The sequence below is a fragment of the Bordetella genomosp. 8 genome, from assembly GCF_002119685.1.
In the GTDB taxonomy this organism is placed as follows: Bacteria; Pseudomonadota; Gammaproteobacteria; order Burkholderiales; family Burkholderiaceae_B; genus Bordetella_C.
The window spans coordinates 1732041-1748247 of record NZ_CP021108.1; the positions used below are offsets into that span (position 1 = coordinate 1732041).

The following is a 16207-nucleotide window of genomic DNA, read 5'->3' on the forward strand; positions in this document are numbered from 1 at the left end:
AGCCCTGGTGACGGGCCTGCCTAGGCAAGCGGTAGCGCCTGCCTTGGGGCGTGGCGCAGGTAGTCGTGGTAGGTGGATTCGATACCCTGGCGCAGGCCCATTTCCGCGCGCCAGCCCAGCGCCTGTATGCGGCTGACGTCCAGCAGCTTGCGCGGCGTGCCGTCCGGCTTGCTGGTGTCGTACACCAGCTCGCCGTGATAGCCCACCGCCTGCGCCACCATGGCGGCCAGTTCCGCGATCGACACGTCGGTACCGACGCCGATGTTGTAGACGCCTTGGGCGCTATCCGATTCGGCCAGCGTGACGCAGGCGCGCGCCAGGTCGTCCACGTGCAGGAACTCGCGCCGCGGCTGCCCGGTGCCCCAGATGGTGACGGTGGGCGAGCCCTGTTCCCGCGCCTCATGGAACTTGCGGATCAGCGCCGGCAGCACGTGGCTGCTTTCCAGGTCGTAGTTGTCGTTGGGGCCGTACAGGTTCGTCGGCATGGCGCACAGGTAGCGTGCGCCATACTGTCGGTTGTAGGCCTCGCACAGCTTCAGCCCGGCGATCTTGGCGATGGCATAGGGTTCGTTGGTCGGCTCCAGCGGCCCGGTCAGCAGTACGTCCTCGCCCATGGGTTGCGGCGCCATCTTGGGATAGATGCACGACGATCCCAGGAACAGCAGGCGCTTGACGCCGGCCGCGTGTGCCGCATGGATGACGTTGCATTCCATCATCAGGTTGCGGTACAGGAAGTCTACCGGATAATCCCGGTTGGCCAGGATGCCGCCCACCTTGGCCGCCGCCAGGTACACCGTATCCACCTTCTGCGTGCAGAAGAAGCGGTTGACCTGGTTCTGGTTCTCCAGGTCCAGCTCGGCGTGCGTGCGCGTGATGATGTTGCGATACCCGCGCTGCCGCAGTTCGCGTTCGATCGCCGAGCCGACCATGCCCCGATGTCCGGCAACGAAGATATGCTGTTCCAGGTCCGCCATGACGCTACTCCTTGTAGGCGTACACTTCGTAGCCGTTCTGCTCGACCAGGGCGTCGCGCTGGGCTTCCTTCAGGTCGCTGGCGATCATTTCCTTCACCAGGCCTTCGAAGCTCGTGCGCGGCGTCCAGCCCAGCTTCTCGCGGGCCTTGGTCGGATCGCCCAGCAGGGTCTCGACTTCGGTGGGGCGGAAGTAGCGCGGGTCGACACGCACGATCACCTGGCCGGGCTTGACGGCGTCATAGGCCGGGCTCAGCAGCACCGTCGCGGTTTCGTTCACGCCTTCGCCTTCCCAGGCCAGCAGCAGGCCCAGCTCGCGCGCGGCGACGTTGATGAAGTCGCGCACGCTGTATTGCATCCCCGTGGCGATCACGAAATCTTCCGGCTTGTCCTGCTGCAGCATCAGCCACTGCATCTCGACGTAGTCGCGTGCATGGCCCCAGTCGCGCAGCGCGGACAGGTTGCCCAGGTAGAGGCAGTCTTCCAGGCCCAGGGCGATGCGGGCCAGCGCACGCGTGATCTTGCGCGTGACGAAGGTTTCCCCGCGGCGCGGCGATTCGTGGTTGAACAGGATGCCGTTGCAGGCATACATGCCGTAGGCTTCGCGATAGTTCACGCAGATCCAGTAGGCGTACAGCTTGGCGACCGCGTAGGGGCTGCGCGGGTAGAAGGGCGTGGTTTCCTTCTGGGGGACTTCCTGCACCATCCCGTACAGCTCGGACGTGGACGCCTGGTACAGGCGGGTGCGATCCTCCATTTTCAGGATGCGCATCGCTTCCAGCAGGCGCAGGGTGCCCAGGCCATCGGCGTTGGCGGTGTACTCGGGTTCTTCGAACGAGACGCCGACGTGGCTTTGCGCGGCCAGGTTGTAGATTTCATCCGGCTGCACGGCCTGGACGATGCGGATCAGGCTGCAGGCGTCGGTCATGTCGCCGTGATGCAGCACGAAGTTGCGCGGGCTGGTGTGCGGATCCTGGTACAGATGGTCGATACGGGCGGTATTGAACAAGGAGGCGCGGCGCTTGATGCCATGCACCTCGTAGCCCTTGTCCAGCAGGAATTCGGCGAGATAGGCGCCGTCCTGGCCGGTAATTCCCGTAATCAATGCCCGTTTTGGCATGGCTGTGTCCTTAAGGCTGAGAGGTCCAAGAAGAGTACTGAGGTAGCGCTAGCCGGGGTATCGGCCGGAAGGTCTAAGACACGGCCCTGGGGGCCGGCCACACGAAGGAGGCGCCGGGCCCGTCTCCCGGGCGCGGCGCCGCGGGCGTCAGACGCGCCCGTACATGTCCTCGAAACGCACGATGTCGTCCTCGCCCAGGTAGGCGCCGGACTGCACTTCGATGAGCTCCAGCGGGATCTTGCCGGGGTTCTCCAGGCAGTGGACCTCGCCGAGCGGGATGTAGGTGGACTGGTTTTCGGAGAGCAGGAAGGTGCGGTCGCCGTTGTGGATGCGCGCCGTGCCCGAGACGACCACCCAGTGTTCCGCGCGATGATGATGCATTTGTGACGACAGGCGCGCGCCCGGCTTCACGGTGATGCGCTTGATCTGGTAACGCGGGCCCTGGCCGATGGAGTCGTAGGATCCCCATGGGCGCTTGACTTCGCGGTGGTGGGTCATCTCGTGCCGGTGCTGGGCGCGGAAGGTCTCCACCACGCGCTTGACGTCCTGGGTGTGGTCCTTGTGCACCACCAGGACCGCGTCGGCGGTCTCGATGACCACGATGTTGTCCAGGCCGATGGTGGCGACCAGCCGGTTGGTGGAGTGCACCAGGCAGTTGCGCGAGTCCTCGATCAACACGTCGCCCGCCGTCGAGTTGCCGTCGGCGCACTTGGTCGCGATGTCCCAGACCGCGTCCCAGGCGCCGACGTCGCTCCAGCCGGCATCCAGGGGCACGGCGACCGCGCTGTCGGTACGTTCCATCACCGCATAGTCGATGGAATCGCTGGGGCAGGCCGCGAAGGCGGCCGCGTCCAGGCGGAACGCGCTGTCGTCGCCCACGCCGTCGCGCACCGCGGCGCGGACGGCGTCCAGCATGGCCGGCGCCAGCCGTTCCAGTTCGCCCAGGAATACCGAGGCGCGGAAGGCGAACATGCCGCTGTTCCAGTAGTAGCCGCCATCGCGCAGGAATTCTTCGGCGCGTTCGGCATTGGGCTTTTCCACGAAAGCCTCTACGCGGCGCCATGCGCCGTCGGATGGCTCGGTGCGCAGGTAGCCATAGCCGGTGAGCGGCGCGCTCGGCCGTATGCCGAAGGTCACCAGGGCGCCGTTGCTGGCGGCCTCATGGGCCACACGGAAGGCGTCGCGCAGGGCTTCGCCTTCTTCCATGACGTGGTCCGAGGGCACGACCAGCATGACCGGATCCTCGCCATCGCGCATGGCGCGCAGCGCGGCGGCCGCGATGGCGGGTGCCGTATTGCGCGCGCAGGGTTCGAGCAGAAGTTCGGGCTGGATGTCGTCCAGCTCCTGCAGCTGCTCGGCGGCGATGAAGCGGTGCGCGTCGTTGCAGACCAGCAACGGACGCGTGGCGTCGGCGCTGTTTGCGAGGCGCATCACGGTGTTCTGCAGCAGGCTGCGCTCGCCCGTCAGGCGGATGAACTGCTTGGGCAGCAGCTCACGCGAAAGCGGCCACAGGCGCGAACCGGATCCGCCGCAGAGGATGACGGGGCGAAACTCGGGATAGGGTCCAGTCATGGATGTTGCTCCGTGAAGTAGGCCTTCGTATAGGGATGTACGTCCGCGTCGCGCGCGGCATCCTCGGGGGTGTCCCAGCGGTAGCCCAGGTGCTGGGTGGCCGGCAAAGCCGTGGCCAGGGGGCCGGACGGCAGCTGCGCTTCGTATGCCAGCACCACGTAGTGGGTAGGCATGCCCGATTCGCCGGCGAAGTTGACGTCGTAAAAGTGTTCGTACACGCCGTGCAGCCGCCAACTGGCCGGCGGCAGCGTCATGCCCAGTTCCTCGGCGGCCAGGCGCTCCAGCGCCTGCGCCAGCGTTTCACTCTTGCGGATGCGGCCGCCCGGCACGAACCAGCGGCCCTGCGCCGGCGGATTGCCGCGCAGCCCCAGCAGATAGCGTCCGCCCGCGTCGCGCAGCAACAGGTCGATGGAGACCAGCGGAAGCATGTCCACCGCTTCGCGGAAGCGCTCGGTGCTGAGCCGGCCGGCGCCGGATGAAGCGCGCAGCTCAATAGACATTTTTTCCGGTCCAGCCTGACACGGCGGTCCTGGCGATGATGCGCATGTCCATCAGGAAGGTCCAGTTCTGGATGTAGTACAGGTCGAACTCGACGCGGCTGCGCATCTTGTTGACCGTATCGGTCTGGCCGCGATAGCCGTTGACCTGCGCCCAGCCAGTGATGCCGGGCTTGACGCGATGGCGCAGCATGTAGCGCGCGACCACGTCCTTGTATTGCTCGTTGTGTTCCAGCGCGTGCGGGCGCGGACCGACCACCGACATCTCGCCGCGCAGCACGTTGATGAACTGCGGCAGTTCATCCAGGCTGGTACGGCGCAGGAAGGCGCCGATGGACGTCACGCGCGCATCGTTGCGGGTGGCCTGCGTGACGGTTCCCTTTTCCTGGTGCACCGTCATGCTGCGGAATTTGTAGACCTGGAACACCCTGCCGTCCACGCCCAGGCGCTTTTGCGTGAACAGCACGGGTCCGCGCGAGGTCAGCTTGATCATCAATGCGATCGAAAGAAGTACCGGCGACAGCCCCAGCAGGACGAAGAAGGCGAAAACGCGGTCGAACACTTCCTTGGCCATGCCGCGGATGCCGGCGGCCGGCAGGCTGTTCAGCTCGATGGCGGGCACGCCCAGGAACTCGTCGACGCGATGGCCCAGCAGCCGTACCGACATCACGTCGGGGATCCAGCGCACGTCGATGGGATCGTGGCGCAGGTGGTAGATGGCTTCGCGCACCAGCGCGCTGGATTCCACGGGCAGGGCGATCCAGACTTCGCGTACCTCGTGCTCGCGTATGAAGGCCGATAGTTCGGTCAGTGCATTCAGTCGATGCGCCTTGGCGGGGAGCTGCTCCTTGGTGTTGACGTAGATGCCGGCAATTTCGTAGCCGCTGCTGCGCGCGGCGGCCGCGCGCCGCCACAGGTCGTGGCCCAGGGTGCCGAAGCCGATCATCAGGACGCGCTTGCGGTCCAGGCCGCGATCGCGCGCTTCGCGCAGGATGCCGTGCACGGCCAGGCGCAGGCCGATCAACCCGGCCGCCGTTCCGGCATACCAGCTCAGGGCCCAGAGCCGCGAGATTGCGCCGACCTGGTGATTCAGGAAGCTGATAAGGATGCCCAGCGCGAATACCGTGGTCCATGCCGCGAAGCTGCGCGCGGACAGATCGAACAGGCTGCGTCCGCGCCACGAACTGTACAGGCGAAAGGCCGGGAAGATGGCGATGGTGCCGAAGCTGCACAGGTACACCAGCATCGCGTGTATGGGCGCGACGTCGGGACCTTGCCGTGCGTCCAGCCATGTGGTCGCCCCCAGTCCGACCGCCGCGACCACGGCGGCATCGGTCAGTCTAAACAGCAGGCTGGTATCGGCCAGCTTGCCCGATACGTTCACCGGCGATGTGTCCATGACGTGCTCCAGGGTGATTCGATCGGCGCGCCCAATGCGCTGCGCGGCGTCGCAACATCGCGACTGAAAAATCATAGGGAGCGCTCATCCTGGTCGAAACGTCCAAAGGGCTTATGCGAGGTATTAGGCCATCAGCCCAATGTGCGGCACCGCGGAAATCGCGTGCAATGTCGCAACCCGTTACGCGGCCGTAGTACCGCGAAACAGTAGGCCTAGAAAGGTCTTTAACCGTGGAAAGCCAATGAATACGATCCTTCGCACGCTTTGCCGGGGCGGCCTCATGGTCGCTCTCGTATCTTTGTTGGGCGCCTGCGCATTCGCGCCCGGCATGCGCTACAAGGCCGACTTCCTTGTGGATCCGAATGATCCAAACTCACGTGTGGCGGTCAAGGACATCACGCCGCAGCTCGCGGTCGAACAGACACAGGCGCGTGAACAGCCCGTCTCCGATAACGTTCGTAAACTTATCGGCACGCCGAAGCCTTATGTCATCGGCCCGGGCGACATTCTTTCTATCGTGGTCTGGGACCACCCAGAACTAGTGCTTCCGACGCAGACCTACAGCATCGGAACTGGGCCCACCGAACTCACCTTTGGGGATACCGGCGCCGGCATTCCTGGCTATCCCGTCTCCTCGGATGGCTACATTCAGTTCCCCTACGTAGGCCTTGTGAAGGTAGCCGGGTTGACTGAGTCGCAAGTCCGCGGTGGCTTGATACGCGGCTCCGCCAACTTTATTCAGGATCCTCAAATCACGGTGCGCGTGCTAGGTTATCGCAGCAAACGCGTATTCATCGAAGGCGAGGTAAAGACCCCCGGTCCGCTGCCGATCACCGATGTGCCGATGACGCTGCCGCAGGCCATCAACACGGCTGGCGGCGTCCTGCCCACCGCCGATCGCAGCCGCGTGTATGTGACGCGTGACGGCCAGACGACGCGTGTGGATCTGCCGGCGCTGCAGCAAGCAGGCATCGATCCGACGTCGATTCTGCTGCAGTCCAACGACATTGTCCGCGTCGTTCCGCGCGACGAGAACAAGGTCTACGTGATGGGAGAAGTAACGCAGCCGCTGGCGCTGACGATGCGTGACGGCTTGTTGTCGCTGGGAGACGCCTTGGGCGAAGCCGGAGGCCCCAGCCAGCTGACCAGCGAACCGGCGGATATCTATGTCGTTCGTTCCATGCCCAATGCCACACCGGAGGTATTTCGTTTGAACAGCGCATCGCCCCAGGCCCTGGCGGTAGCCCAGAAATTCCCGTTGCAATCGAAGGACGTGGTGTTCGTCGATGCAGGCAACCTGGTGCGGTGGAATCGCTTTATCTCGCTCCTGTTCCCCAGCGCGCAGACGGTCCAGACGGTGGACGCCGTCCGCAGGCAGTAACCCCTTCCGCACGCGGCCCGCATGGCGTGACGATGCGGGCCCCCGTGTGCCGGCCCTGGCCGGCGCGATGTTTCTTCCTATTAGCGAGTCGACAATGAAGCAGCCTCCTCTCCAGCTGGAATACGCCAACACCGGCGGTACGCCGCCGGACACTCCGATGATGTCGTACGTGGACGTATTGCTGGCGAACCGTTTCATGATCATCGTCCTCACCGTGCTTGCCACGCTGATCGGCGTGGCGTACTACATGGTCAAGGCACCCGTGTACCAGTCGGACATCGCGGTGCAGGTGGAAGAGGAATTGCCCAGCGGCCAGCGCACCAGCACGCTCAGCGACGTGTCGTCGATTTTCGACATCAAGCAGGCGGCATCGGGCGAAATGGAAATCCTGCGCTCGCGCATGGTGGTGGGCCACGCCGTGGACTACTACCAGCTGTACGTGCATGCCATGCCCGATTACTTCCCTGTGATCGGCCGCTGGCTCGCCAAGCGGCATGAGAGCTTCGCGCTGCCCACATCCATCACGGACGCGATTCCCGGCGGCTGGGCCTGGGGCGGCGAACGCATACAGGTCAATCGCATCGACGTACCGGACGACCTGATCGGCAAGAAGCTGCATGTGATCACGCTGGGCGGCGGGGCCTACGAACTGGTGGATCCCGTGCACGATCGCCGCTTCGAAGGCCGGGTCGGCCAGCTGGAGCGCTTCGAGGTGCCTGGCGGCGCCATCGAAGTACAGATCGACGCGCTGCAGGGCCGTCCGGAAACCAGCTTCACGATCGTGCGCAATTCGCGCCTGGAGGCCATCGAGTCGGTGCAGGCGCGCATGAACATCTTCGAGCGCGGCCGGCAGTCCAATGTCATAGGCGTGAACCTGACCGGCCAGGACCCCGTGCTGACGGCGGCGGTATTGAACGAGATCGGCCAGGAATACGTGCGGCAGAACACCAACCGCAAGACCGCGCAGGCCGAGAAGTCGCTGGCTTTCCTGGATCAGCAGCTGCCGGTGCTGAAGAAGCAGCTGGAAGATTCGGAAACCCGCTACAACGCCTTGCGTAACTCGCGCGGCACCATCGACCTGACGGAAGAGGGCAAGCTGGTGCTGGGCCAGTCGGTGCAGACGCAGAACCGAATCTTCGAACTGAAGGCGCAGCGGCAGGAGCTGATCACGCGCTTCGCGCCTTCGCATCCCAGCATCACCGCGATCGATCGCCAGATCGCCTCGCTGACCGGGGATATGAACAAGCTGAACAGCAAGATCCGCGAACTGCCGGATCTGGAGCAGGACGTGGTGCGGCTGACGCGCGACGTCAAGGTCAATACCGACCTGTATACCGGCCTGCTGGCCAACGCCCAGCAGCTGCGCATGATCCGCGCCGGCAAGGTGGGCAATGTGCGCGTGGTGGACACGGCGGTGGCGGCGGAACGTCCGCTCAGCCCGAAGGCGCCCATTGTCATCGGCGTGGCGGCGCTGGCCGGCCTGATCCTGGGCGTGGTGGTCGCATTCCTGCGCAACGCGCTATTCGGCGGCCTGACCGATCCCGACGAAATCGAGCGCTATACGGGCCTGCCTGTGCTGGCCACCGTGCCCTACAGCGATCTGCAGGATCGCCTGTGGCGCCGTGCCCGCCGCAAGAACACGCGCATCCCCGCGCTGCTGGCGCAGAGCAACGGCAGCACGCCGCCCATCGAGAGCCTGCGCAGCTTCCGCACGGTGTTGCAGGTGGCGATGCGCGATTCCTCCAACAATATCGTGGTCTTTACCGGACCGCTGGCCGGCGTTGGCAAGTCCTTCCTGTCGGCCAACTTCGCCTTCATCCAGGCCGCCGTCGGCAAGCGGGTGCTGCTGATCGACGCCGACTTCCGCCGCGGCACCCTGAACCGCTATTTCGCGACCTCCGCGGAGAACGGCTTGTTCGAAGTGCTGGCCGGTACGGTGCCGCTGGAGGCCGTGACCAAGCGCAACATCATGAACGGGGTGGACTTCATCTCCACCGGCCGCGTCACCTTCGACCCGTCCGAGCTGCTGGCCTCCGAAGCCTTTGGGGAATGCCTGCACGCACTTGCCGCCGACTACGACATCGTCATCGTCGATACGGCACCGGTGCTGTCGTCGTCGGACGCCGCCGTCGTCGGCGCCCATGCGGCGGCCGTGATGGTCGTGGTGCGGTCCGGCATGAACACGGTGGGCGAGATCCGCGAAACCAACAAGCGTCTGCAGCAGGCCGGCGCGCCGGTGGCCGGCGTGGTCTTCAACGGCTTGAAGCTGCAGTCCGAAGGCTGGGGCTATCGCTCCAAGTACGGGCCGTATCGCTACTCGCGTGCGTCGTACTACGGCGAGAACCAGCCCTAGCCCATCGGAGACGTCATGGATTCATTGGGTCTTCCGGAAATGTCCGGATTCCCGCCGCACGTCTTCCGCACCGATGACATACGTGGCCGCGTCGGCCAGGAAATCGACGCCCGCTTCGCACACGCCCTCGGCCTGGCCGTCGGGCGGTGCGTGGCGGAGCTCGACCGGCGCGCGGTGGTGATCGGCAAGGATGCGCGGCTCAGCAGCGTCGAATTGGGCGCGGCGCTACAGGCGGGGGTGCGCGAATCGGGTATGGCGGTGATCGATATCGGCATGGCGCCCACGCCCCTGACCTGGTTCGCGGCGCGCCTGACGGATACGGCCGCGGCGGTGTCCGTCACGGGCGGGCAGGACGACGACGCCTACAACGGCTTCAAGATCATGCTCGATGGCGAAACGCTCGGGCAGCCAGCGCTGCAGGCCTTGCGCGGGCGCATGCATGCCCAGCCGGCCGAGCCGTCGCGCTCCGGCGGCCGGGCCAAGATCAATGCCGCGCAATGCTATATCGCGCGCGTCGCCAGCGACGTCCGGCTGGACCGCGCCATGAAGGTGGCGCTGGATTGCGAGCAAGGGGTGGCGAACAGCCTGGCGCCGGACCTGTTGCGCGAACTGGGTTGCGAGGTCACGGAGATCGCCGGCGATATGCCGGGCGCCTATCCCGATGCCTCGCGGCAGCAGGGAGGCCGCTATCTGGCCGACCTGGCGGCAGCCCTGCGCTACAGCGATTGCGAACTGGCTCTGTCGATCGCCGGCGACGGCGATCGTGTGACCGTGATCAGCAAATCCGGCGCATGCATCAGCTCGGATCGCCTGCTCATCCTGTTCGCCCGCGACATGCTGCCGGGCACGCGGGGTGGGGCGGTGGTGCATGACGTCAGGAGCAGCCGCAACGTCGCGCGTGAAATCCGCGCCGTGGGTGGCATGTCGGTAGTCAGTCGTGGCGGCGACGTCCATATCGGCGCGCGGATGCTCGAGACCGGCGCGCAGCTGGCCGGCGAAACCGGCGGCGGCATCCGCTTTAGGGATCGCTGGTACGGCTACAGCGATGGCCTGTACGCGGCCGCGCGCCTGCTGGAACTGCTGTCGCGCCACGACGATGCATCGGGCGTCCTGGACGCGCTGCCGGAATCATGCGCGACTCCGGAACTGCGCCTAAATACGGCGGACGGCGAGCAGTACCGGCTGATCGAAGCCTTGCGCGCCAACGGCCGCTTCATGGGCGCCCGCGAAATCATGCACCTGGATGGGGTGCGCGTCGAATACGAAGACGGCTTCGGCCTGGCGCGAGCGGTCGGCGCGCAGCCGGCGGTAATGCTGCGCTTCGAGGGCGACAACGGCGTGGCGCTGTCGCGCATCCAGGAGGACTTCCGGCGCCAGCTGCTTAGCGTGGCACCCGGATTGCGCCTGCCTTTCTAACGAAACCGGCTATGGAACGACAATGACGACGTTATTGGTCACCGGCGGCGCCGGGTATATCGGCAGCCACACCCTGATAGAGCTGATAGGCGCGGGATACCGCCCCATCGTCATCGACAACCTCTGCAACGGCAGCCGCGCCGCCGTGCGACGCGTCGAACGCATCGTCGGCACGCACATTCCGTTCGTCGAAGGCGACATCCGGTCGGCGGGATTGCTGGATGGCTTGTTCGCCTTGCAGGAACGCCAGGGCCAGCCCATCGAATGCGTGTTGCACCTGGCGGGCGTCAAGGCCGTGGGCGAATCGGTGCGCGATCCCATCAAGTACTTCGACAACAATGTCTCCGGTACAGTGGCGCTGCTGTCCGCCATGCGCGACCACGGCATACGACGCCTGGTGTTCAGCTCATCCGCGACGGTGTACGGGGTGCCGCGCTTCCTGCCGTTCACCGAAGAACATCCGCTGCATCCGACCAATCCGTATGGACGCTCCAAGCTCATCGTCGAGCAGATGCTGCAGGATGCCTGCGCGGCCGATCCCGAGTTCGGCGCGGTGACGCTGCGCTACTTCAATCCCATCGGCGCGCACCCCAGCGGCCTGATCGGCGAAAACCCGCGCGACGTCCCGAACAATCTGTTCCCGTTCATCACCCAGGTGGCGGTGGGCAGGCAGCCTCACCTGAAAGTCTTCGGCAACGACTACGACACCGAGGACGGCACCGGTGTGCGCGATTATCTGCACGTCATGGATCTGGCGGCGGGCCATGTGCGCGCCGTCGATTACGCCCTGCGCCATTCGGATTTCGTGGCGGTCAACCTGGGAACGGGCAAGGGCACCAGCGTCATGGAGCTGGTGCGCACGTTCGAACGGGTCAACGGCTTGCGCATACCCTGCCGGATCGAGGCGCGGCGGCCGGGTGACGTGGACCGGGTGTGGGCGGACGCCAGCCTGGCGCGGCGTCTGTTGAACTGGCAGACCACCCACGGGGTGGAGAGCATGTGCCAGGACGGCTGGCGCTGGCAGCAGTCCAATCCGGAAGGGTACGGCGCCACCCACTGAAACCGGGCCAGGCCGCCGGCCCCCCGTGACGGTGGGCGCGTCGACTGTAAATGGGGGCCGGCCGCGGAGCCGGCCCGCTGATCGGCGGTCCGACGCCATCTGGAAGGCGTGGGCACGCAGCTTGCTCTAGGGACCCACCGATAACGCCACGGCCGCGAGGCCGCCGGTCCCTGCCCCGATTTCTGGTCCACACCCACCCATGAGTGCTCAGCCTCGCGCGCCGTCCGCCCAAGCGACGACCGTGTCAGAAACCGCCGTGCAGACGGTCCAGGCTGCGGCGTCCACAGCCGGCGAGGGCGCCACCGCCATGCCGCCGCCACGGGCCTTCGACCGGCGCCACGCGCCGGTCACCATCATCGCCGTGCTGGCCGTGGTGTTCGCGTTACAGCAGGCACGCGATTTCGTCATCCCGGTGGTGCTGGCCATCATACTTTCCTACGCGCTCGACACGCCGATGACCTTCCTGCATCAGCGCCTGCGGCTGCCGCGCGCCATCGCCGCCACCGTGGTGGTGCTGACCATGCTGGGCATCGTGGTGTTCGGGGTGTTCGCGCTGCGCGGGCAGGTGATGTCCATCGTGGACAGCCTGCCGCAGACCGCGCAGAAGGTGTCGCGATCCCTGGCGACTTTCAGCGGCGGCAACGGCTCCATCGTCGACAAGGTCCGTTCGGCGGCCAATACCCTGAGCGCGCCGGAAAAGCCGCGCAACGGCGGCGAACGGGTGGTGGTGACGCGCCCGGCCGACAAGCTGGAAGACATGCTGCTGGCCGGATCCCTGGGCATCGCCGCGTTCGTGGGCCAGTCCTTGATGGTGACCTTCCTGGTGTTCTTCCTTTTGATGGCGGGAGACACCTTCAAGCGCAAGTTCATCCATCTATGCGGACGCAACCTGAGCGAGAAAAAGGTCAGCGTGCACATGCTGGGCGAGATCCATCGGTCCATCCGCCTGTACATGATGATGATGGTGGTGACCAACGCCCTGCTGGGCGTGCTGACGTGGCTGGCCTTCCGCGCCATCGGCCTGGACAACGCCGGCACCTGGGGCGTGGTCGCCGGCGCGCTGCATATCGTTCCCTATTTCGGCCCCCTGCTGGTGGCGGTGTTCACCGGCGTCGCGGCGCTGCTGCAGTTCGGCGAACTGGGACCCGCGCTCCTGGTGGCCAGCGTCTCCCTGTTCATTGCGGCCTTGATCGGTTTCGTCGTGCAGACCTGGATGACGGGACGGATCGCACGGATGAACCCGGTGGCGGTGTTCGTGATCCTGCTGCTGTTCACCTGGGCCTGGGGCATCTGGGGCACGCTGCTGTCGATCCCGATCGCGGTGATCGTCAAGGTGGTCGCCGACCATGTGCAGGGCTTCCAGGGCGTCGCCGAGTTCCTGGGCGAATAGGGTTATCCCCAGCTTCTGTGGACAACCCTTTGGATAGTCTGCGAACAGGGAGCAAAAACCTTTTGCTGGTAAGGACTTGGCGCCTCAGGTCAAAATCAGGCCAGGTCCGGCGTCGGCCCGCCCGCGTCCGGCTGGGGCGGTAACAGGGGCAACAGGCCGGCCAGGGTGTCGGCGCAGGACCGTTCCACCTTGAGCGAGAGCAGGTCGTCGGCCCGGGTACGTCCCAGGTTGATGGCCGCGATGGGCAGCTCGGCGCGGCCGGCGGCCGCCACGAAGCGATAGCCCGAATAGACCATCAGCGACGAGCCCACCACGAGCACCGCGGCGGCGGTCGCCAGCGCGTCGTTGGCCCGGGCCACCCGGTCGCGCGGCACAGTTTCGCCGAAGAACACCACGTCGGGTTTGAGGATGCCGCCGCAGATGGGGCAGGGCGGGACCTGGAAACCGGAAAAGTCCATGTCGTCCAGGTCGGCATCGCCGTCCGGCGCGTCGGCCGCCGCCAGGTCGCGCCACAGCGGATTCAGGGCTTCGAGGCTGTCCTGCATCCGGTCGCGCGGCATCAGATGCCCGCACTGCGTACAGATGACACGGTCCATGCGCCCATGCAGGTCGACGACGTCGCGGCTGCCGGCCCGTTCGTGCAGCCCGTCGACGTTCTGCGTGACCAGCAGCGCGAACCGGCCCTGGTCCTGCATACGCGCCAGGGCCAGATGGGCCGCGTTGGGCGCCACGCTGCCGAACATGCGCCAACCTATCATTCCGCGCGCCCAGTAACGGGAACGGGACAGGGCGCTGCCCATGAACGTGGCGTAGTTCATGGGCGGACGGCGTTTCCAGGCGCCTTCGCTATCGCGATAGTCCGGTATGCCCGACCCCGTGCTGCAGCCCGCCCCGGTCAGCACGAACAGGCGCGGATGCGACACCACGAAATCGCGCAAGGCCTCCAGTTCGGCCGTCGTCGGCCCGTCAGCCGCCAAGGCCGGCATCCGGGGAGGTGTTCAGCGTGCCCGCCTGCGTGACGTTGGAGCCCGGCGGCACGTCGCGGGTCAGCCACACATTGCCGCCGATGACCGAACCGCGGCCTATGGTGATGCGGCCCAGGATGGTGGCGCCGGCATATACCACCACGTCGTCTTCCAGCACCGGGTGGCGCGGCAGGCCTTTCTTGAGCTCGCCGTTCTCGCCCGGCGGAAAGCGCTTGGCGCCCAGCGTCACCATCTGGTAGAGCCGCACCCGGTCGCCGATGACGGCGGTTTCGCCGATCACCACCCCGGTGCCGTGGTCGATGAAGAAGCTGCGGCCGATGGTGGCGGCCGGATGGATGTCGATGCCGGTATCGGCATGCGCGATCTCGGCGACGATGCGCGCCAGCAGCGGCACGCCCAGCAGATGCAGTTCGTGCGCCAGGCGGTGATGGATCATGGCCATCACGCCGGGATAGCACAGCAGCACTTCGTCCACGCTGCGTGCCGCGGGATCGCCCTGGTAGGCCGCGATGACGTCCGCATCCAGCCTGCGGCGGATGTCCGGCAAGCGCGCGCCGAACGCGCGCACGATTTCCTCGGCGCGCTGTTCCGTTTCGGGACGGATGGGGCCGTGGTTGCCTTCACCCGAGTTCAGTTCCAGCCGCACCTGGTGCAGCAGCGCATCCAGCGCGGATCCGATGGTGTGGCCGACGTAGAAGTCCTCGACCTCCGCGCGCAGGTCTATGGGGCCGAGCCGCATGGGGAACAACGCGCCGCACAGCGCGATGACGATCTGGCGCACGCTTTCCTGCGAAGGGTATTCGCGTACGCCGCCGTCGCGCAGGCGGCCCAGCGGCTGGCGCCATTCGGTGCGCACGATGCGCAGTTCGGAAACGATGCGGTCCACGTTCCAGGACGCGCTGCGGTGATTCAAGGGTGCGTTCATGGCGCTCGGGCTTGGGAAAGTACCGGGGGGCGCGTGCCGACGCGGATCGCGGCGGCCCGCGGCGGCCATCGGCGGGACAGCGCTAATTTACCCCGATGGCGGAAACCCCGTGCGGGCTAACCTTGTGGCCCACAGGGTTTAAGGCCGTGGGTTCATGACCGTGGAGCGCGGGCGTGCTTCGCCGGAAGTGAGGGCCGCCGGCTCAGTCCTCGCCCAGCAACAGCCGGTGCGCGGCCTTCCAGCTGCCGACATCGGGTGCGTACAACAGCCCGCCGCCGCGATGCGTGGGCTTGTACGGCGAACCGTCGAAATGCGCGCTGTAGCCGCCGGCCTCGTGGTGCAGCAGCCAGCCGGCCGCGTGGTCCCAGGGCATGAGACGCCCGTACAGCAGCACGTGCGCGTGGCCGCCGGCGATCATGCGGTATTCGTGCGCCGAACAGTTGAGTATGGTCGAAGACGCCAGCCCGAGCGCATTCGCGTTGACGGTCGTGCGCAAGGGATCGTCCAGGTGCCCGACCGCGATCAATCCGGTCATGTCCTTTACCGGCGCCGGTTCGGCCACCCGCAGCGGCGTCTGCACGCCGTGCTCGCTCTCCAGCCACGCGCCTTCGCCGCGCACCGCGATGGCGGCGTCGCGGCATAGCGGATCGTAGATGATCCCGGCCATGACTTCGCCGCGGCTCACGGCCGCGACCATCACGCCGAACAGCGGCAGGCCGGCGACATAGTTGCGCGTCCCGTCTACGGGGTCGATCAGGAAGGCCAGTTCGGCATCGATCCACACATTCAGCAGCGCCGGATTGCGCGAACAGGCTTCCTCGCCGACCAGCACCGCGCCCGGATAGGCGCGTGCCAGGCGCTCGCCGATGTAGCGCTCCGCCGCTTCGTCGGCGTCGGTGACCAGGTCCAGCGGCGAGGTCTTGTGGCGCACGGCGTCGCTCGCCAGCCGGCGGAAGCGCGGCATGATCTCGGCCGCCGCGGCTTCGGCCATCAGCGCGGCGATGCGGCGTGTTTCTTCACGGGTGATGGATCGGAGCATGGCGATAGGTTCGACCGCGTGTCGCGCATGGCGCACCGGGCGAGCATGGGCGGGGAGGGGGTCGAATCTACCATGAGACCGCGCACGGCGGCTGACAT

13 protein-coding genes are annotated in these 16207 nt (G+C 66.3%); 5 read left to right on the forward strand and 8 right to left on the reverse strand.

The window, feature by feature from the left end; all coding sequences use genetic code 11:
* Positions 1–20 precede the first annotated feature (20 nt).
* The 5 genes from fcl to CAL12_RS08010 all read right to left on the reverse strand — a co-directional run bounded on the left by fcl (position 21) and on the right by CAL12_RS08010 (position 5559).
* The gene (gene fcl, locus CAL12_RS07990) at positions 21–974 is read right to left on the reverse strand and encodes a GDP-L-fucose synthase (protein WP_086064006.1); all 954 of its coding nucleotides are present in this window, start codon (positions 972–974) and stop codon (positions 21–23) included.
* A 4-nt stretch (positions 975–978) separates the two neighbouring features.
* Positions 979–2091 (reverse strand): GDP-mannose 4,6-dehydratase, encoded by a 1113-nt coding sequence (gmd, locus tag CAL12_RS07995; protein WP_086064007.1) that lies wholly within the window; start codon positions 2089–2091, stop codon positions 979–981.
* 147 nt (positions 2092–2238) lie between these two features.
* The gene (locus tag CAL12_RS08000; RefSeq protein WP_086064008.1) at positions 2239–3663 is read right to left on the reverse strand and encodes a mannose-1-phosphate guanylyltransferase/mannose-6-phosphate isomerase; all 1425 of its coding nucleotides are present in this window, start codon (positions 3661–3663) and stop codon (positions 2239–2241) included.
* Positions 3660–4163 carry a GDP-mannose mannosyl hydrolase gene (locus CAL12_RS08005; RefSeq protein WP_198298403.1) on the reverse strand — a complete coding sequence of 168 codons (504 nt, stop codon included), beginning with the start codon at positions 4161–4163 and terminating at the stop codon, positions 3660–3662. Before CAL12_RS08005 ends, CAL12_RS08000 begins: the two co-directional genes overlap by 4 nt.
* Positions 4153–5559, reverse strand: coding sequence for an undecaprenyl-phosphate glucose phosphotransferase (locus CAL12_RS08010; RefSeq protein WP_086067741.1), 1407 nt, complete (start codon positions 5557–5559; stop codon positions 4153–4155). Before CAL12_RS08010 ends, CAL12_RS08005 begins: the two co-directional genes overlap by 11 nt.
* A gap of 241 nt (positions 5560–5800) precedes the next feature.
* Between CAL12_RS08010 and CAL12_RS08015 the strand changes: the two genes are divergently transcribed.
* From CAL12_RS08015 to CAL12_RS08035, 5 genes are all read left to right on the forward strand, one after another.
* The gene (locus CAL12_RS08015) at positions 5801–6940 is read left to right on the forward strand and encodes a polysaccharide biosynthesis/export family protein (protein ID WP_198298404.1); all 1140 of its coding nucleotides are present in this window, start codon (positions 5801–5803) and stop codon (positions 6938–6940) included.
* A 94-nt stretch (positions 6941–7034) separates the two neighbouring features.
* Positions 7035–9293, forward strand: coding sequence for a polysaccharide biosynthesis tyrosine autokinase (locus CAL12_RS08020; protein WP_086064009.1), 2259 nt, complete (start codon positions 7035–7037; stop codon positions 9291–9293).
* Between the two features lie 15 nt (positions 9294–9308).
* Positions 9309–10709, forward strand: coding sequence for a phosphomannomutase/phosphoglucomutase (locus CAL12_RS08025; RefSeq protein ID WP_086064010.1), 1401 nt, complete (start codon positions 9309–9311; stop codon positions 10707–10709).
* 22 nt (positions 10710–10731) lie between these two features.
* Positions 10732–11769: a UDP-glucose 4-epimerase GalE gene (gene galE, locus CAL12_RS08030; protein ID WP_086064011.1), complete on the forward strand. Its 1038-nt coding sequence runs from the start codon at positions 10732–10734 to the stop codon at positions 11767–11769.
* Between the two features lie 241 nt (positions 11770–12010).
* Complete coding sequence (locus tag CAL12_RS08035) at positions 12011–13159, forward strand: AI-2E family transporter (RefSeq protein WP_232464740.1); 1149 nt, start codon at positions 12011–12013, stop codon at positions 13157–13159.
* Between the two features lie 95 nt (positions 13160–13254).
* On the opposite strand, the gene CAL12_RS08040 is transcribed toward CAL12_RS08035, so the two are convergent.
* The 3 genes from CAL12_RS08040 to CAL12_RS08050 form a co-directional block, all read right to left on the reverse strand.
* Positions 13255–14145, reverse strand: coding sequence for an NAD-dependent protein deacetylase (locus tag CAL12_RS08040; RefSeq protein ID WP_086064013.1), 891 nt, complete (start codon positions 14143–14145; stop codon positions 13255–13257).
* Positions 14126–15070 carry a serine O-acetyltransferase EpsC gene (epsC, locus tag CAL12_RS08045; protein ID WP_086064014.1) on the reverse strand — a complete coding sequence of 315 codons (945 nt, stop codon included), beginning with the start codon at positions 15068–15070 and terminating at the stop codon, positions 14126–14128. The genes CAL12_RS08040 and epsC overlap by 20 nt, the downstream gene beginning before the upstream one ends.
* A 202-nt stretch (positions 15071–15272) precedes the next feature.
* A complete protein-coding gene (locus CAL12_RS08050; RefSeq protein WP_086064015.1) occupies positions 15273–16109 on the reverse strand; it encodes an inositol monophosphatase family protein in 837 nt (278 codons plus the stop codon).
* Positions 16110–16207 lie beyond the last annotated feature (98 nt).

Excerpts from the sequence above, each read along its gene's own strand:
- fcl (WP_086064006.1), bottom strand. The coding sequence starts at position 974 with ATGGCGGACCTGGAACAGCATATCTTCGTTGCCGGACATCGGGGCATG.
- gmd (WP_086064007.1), bottom strand. The coding sequence starts at position 2,091 with ATGCCAAAACGGGCATTGATTACGGGAATTACCGGCCAGGACGGCGCC.
- CAL12_RS08000 (WP_086064008.1), bottom strand. The coding sequence starts at position 3,663 with ATGACTGGACCCTATCCCGAGTTTCGCCCCGTCATCCTCTGCGGCGGA.
- CAL12_RS08005 (WP_198298403.1), bottom strand. The coding sequence starts at position 4,163 with ATGTCTATTGAGCTGCGCGCTTCATCCGGCGCCGGCCGGCTCAGCACC.
- CAL12_RS08010 (WP_086067741.1), bottom strand. The coding sequence starts at position 5,559 with ATGGACACATCGCCGGTGAACGTATCGGGCAAGCTGGCCGATACCAGC.
- CAL12_RS08015 (WP_198298404.1), top strand. The coding sequence starts at position 5,801 with ATGAATACGATCCTTCGCACGCTTTGCCGGGGCGGCCTCATGGTCGCT.
- CAL12_RS08020 (WP_086064009.1), top strand. The coding sequence starts at position 7,035 with ATGAAGCAGCCTCCTCTCCAGCTGGAATACGCCAACACCGGCGGTACG.
- CAL12_RS08025 (WP_086064010.1), top strand. The coding sequence starts at position 9,309 with ATGGATTCATTGGGTCTTCCGGAAATGTCCGGATTCCCGCCGCACGTC.
- galE (WP_086064011.1), top strand. The coding sequence starts at position 10,732 with ATGACGACGTTATTGGTCACCGGCGGCGCCGGGTATATCGGCAGCCAC.
- CAL12_RS08040 (WP_086064013.1), bottom strand. The coding sequence starts at position 14,145 with ATGCCGGCCTTGGCGGCTGACGGGCCGACGACGGCCGAACTGGAGGCC.
- epsC (WP_086064014.1), bottom strand. The coding sequence starts at position 15,070 with ATGAACGCACCCTTGAATCACCGCAGCGCGTCCTGGAACGTGGACCGC.
- CAL12_RS08050 (WP_086064015.1), bottom strand. The coding sequence starts at position 16,109 with ATGCTCCGATCCATCACCCGTGAAGAAACACGCCGCATCGCCGCGCTG.